We start from the raw sequence: 2,686 nt of genomic DNA on the forward strand, positions 1-2,686 counted from the left end.
CGAGATTCAAAAACGCAACCGGTACCAAGAAGCACAGATAAAGCTTCTTTCTATGATTGCAGAAAAGAGTGGAGTAAGCAAAGACGAAATTGAGGTTATAAACAGAGTAGCTGAAACTACATATCAACCCCTTTCTTAAACGCATTAGCCATCTGCTGCAAGTTGGCCAATCTTTGAATAAGATTCGTTAATTCCACCTGGTCACACTACCGGTCACACTTGGCGAAAAATGGAGTAAAATATATCTTAAGAATAATATCTAAACCTGCTGTCAGGCAATACATTACAAAAATGAGTAAGCGCGGGAAACGGCTTCCCAAGCCTCAGGTCGCGAGTTCGAATCTCGTCTTCCGCTCAAAAAAAGAGGGCGTCTCAAATTTGAGACGTCCTCTTTTTTATTTATGATTATATAGTATAAACTTACTTCACCGCCTTCACCAGTAAAAACGTAGCCGGTATAGATGTTGTATTTGCATTACCGCTTCTATTCTCTTTATTAAATAATTCCTCCAACTCCCGTTGCAGATCGGCAGCCTTACCATTCTTTTCTGCAGCCTCAAAGGCATTCATGGTAGGGCCATAAAACATCCTGAATTTTTCAAGAAAAGTGGTTGGTGAATACAGTGCATAGAAAATAAAGGTATCCCTTTCAAAAGAAATATTTTCAGGCGGAATGCCTGCCTGTGCAAATCGTTCTTTCACCTGGTCTTCCACGCCCCACAACATCGGGCTTACAAATCCTTCAGGCGGCGGCGGAGTATAGGCAGAACATATCTTCAGGATCTGCGCAACCAATGTAGGATCGTTAGGGATCCAGTTGCCCATTACAACCCTTCCCCCTTTGCGCACCACTCTTACCATTTCTTTTGCTACATCAAAAGGTTTTGGGGCAAACATGGCACCGAAGATGCTTTGCACCTGGTCAAAACTTTCATCAGCTATCTCCTGCAGGTTGGTGGCATCGCCTTCCTTCACGGTAATATTTTTCAGCCCTGCTTCCTGAATGCGTTTGTTGGCGGCAGCCAACAGGTTGCTGGCAATATCCACACCTAATACATTGGCGCCCAGCCGGGCGGCCGGGATGGCGGTAGTACCATCACCGCAACCAAGGTCCAGTACATTCATTCCAGGCTTTATGCCCAGTTTGGCAACAAGCGCGGTACCGCTTTCACGCATGGTGTCGGCTATTTTAGTAAAATCGCCCTTTTCCCATAAAGCCTTGTTAGGGTTCGTGGTAGGTTGCACGGTTGTTGATTCACTCATGAGTTTCGTTTTTGAAGTTAAGAATGAGTTGGTCTTCAAAGTGGTAGTATGCAAGAAGATTAAATAAGGCAGGAGGTTTATGAAGATACATTTTATTAATAATATCAGCACTGTTTTTCCGGCACTGAATGCAAAATCCATTTGGTAGCGACCTCTCCCACTCTCCCAAAAATTGATTAAATTTATACAGGCAATGGTTACAGTAAAGTACAACCGTTTTTGTAAAGTAAAAGGGTAGTTTGTATGGAACAAGATCAACTTATCAATAACGTATCAGACACAGCGCTTTGGATCGCTGCATTCAGGGCATTGGAATCGGAACGTCCTGATGCCGCTTTTAAAGATCCACTGGCGCGCAAACTGGCCGGGGAAAAAGGGTTTCAAATGGTGGAAGCCACCCCCATTAAACAACACATGGCCTTTGCCATGACCACCCGCACCACCGGTATCGACAAGCTCATCAATGAAGCCATTGAACGGGGGATCGACACCGTTATTAATTTAGGCGCCGGGCTCGACACGCGGCCTTACCGTATGCCGCTGCCCGTAAACCTGCATTGGATCGAAGTTGATTTTCCTCATATGATCGAATACAAAAACCAGCTGCTTGCCAACGATATACCCGCCTGCCACCTGCAACGAATAGCCGTCGACCTCAGTGACGATGCCGGGCGCAAAGCCCTGTTTGCCCGGTTAGGCGCCGAAACCAAACGGGCCCTTATTATTACCGAAGGCGTAGTAGGTTATTTGACCAATGAACAGGGCGCCCGCTTGTCAAAAGATCTTTTTGCGATCCCCTCCTTCCACTACTGGATCATGGATTATAATGGCGGTTTGCGCCGCCACCGGCGCACCGGTGTGCTAAAGAAAATGCTCACCAGGGCGCCCCTGCAATTTGATGTAGATGATCCCATCGCTTTTTTCACCAGCCATGGGTGGAAGGTATACGACAACATCTACCTCCTCGACGAAGGGGACCGCATAGGCCGTAAAATGCCCACATTAAAATTTCCTTATAATCTCATTATCACACTCTTCCCCAAAAAAGCCCGCGAAATAGGTAACAAAACGTATGGATATGTGCTATATGGAAAATAGTCTGAACTGGGATTTATTGGATGGTTGGGATGAATGGGATAAGGATGGTAGTGTAATAGTGCCGGAAGGGTAGTAAACTGGTAGCGGAATGGCCTAAGTATTGCCTGGGAATGGCCTACGTATTGCCTGGAGACACTAGTGCTATAGGCCATCCCCAGGCAACTATCAGGCAACTCTCTGACCACTCTTAGACAACTCCCTGAGCATTCCGCTACAGCACGTCTGCAACCATTTCAGCCAACTACTTAACCATTTCCCAACCATCCCAAACATCCCACCCATCCCAGTTCAGACTGTTCTCCCTGCCAACCTGTCATTGAAACCC

Annotated in this window: 2 protein-coding genes; one reads left to right on the plus strand and one right to left on the minus strand. The window is 46.3% G+C overall.

Translation table 11 applies throughout. The annotated features are described in order from the left end of the window. Positions 1–420: 420 nt before the first annotated feature. A complete protein-coding gene (locus tag ACJ751_RS19045) occupies positions 421–1,263 on the minus strand; it encodes a class I SAM-dependent methyltransferase (RefSeq protein WP_407747106.1) in 843 nt (280 codons plus the stop codon). Between the two features lie 243 nt (positions 1,264–1,506). Here ACJ751_RS19045 and ACJ751_RS19050 point away from each other — a divergent pair, with 243 nt between their 5' ends. Then, positions 1,507–2,361, plus strand: a complete 855-nt coding sequence (locus tag ACJ751_RS19050) for a class I SAM-dependent methyltransferase (protein ID WP_407747107.1) — start codon at positions 1,507–1,509, stop codon at positions 2,359–2,361. Positions 2,362–2,686: the final 325 nt, after the last annotated feature.

The organism is Niastella sp., from assembly GCF_045805085.1.
Classification (GTDB): Bacteria; Bacteroidota; Bacteroidia; order Chitinophagales; family Chitinophagaceae; genus Niastella.

Coding starts and splice junctions, on each gene's coding strand:
- ACJ751_RS19050 (WP_407747107.1), top strand. CDS start 1,507: ATGGAACAAGATCAACTTATCAATAACGTATCAGACACAGCGCTTTGG.
- ACJ751_RS19045 (WP_407747106.1), bottom strand. CDS start 1,263: ATGAGTGAATCAACAACCGTGCAACCTACCACGAACCCTAACAAGGCT.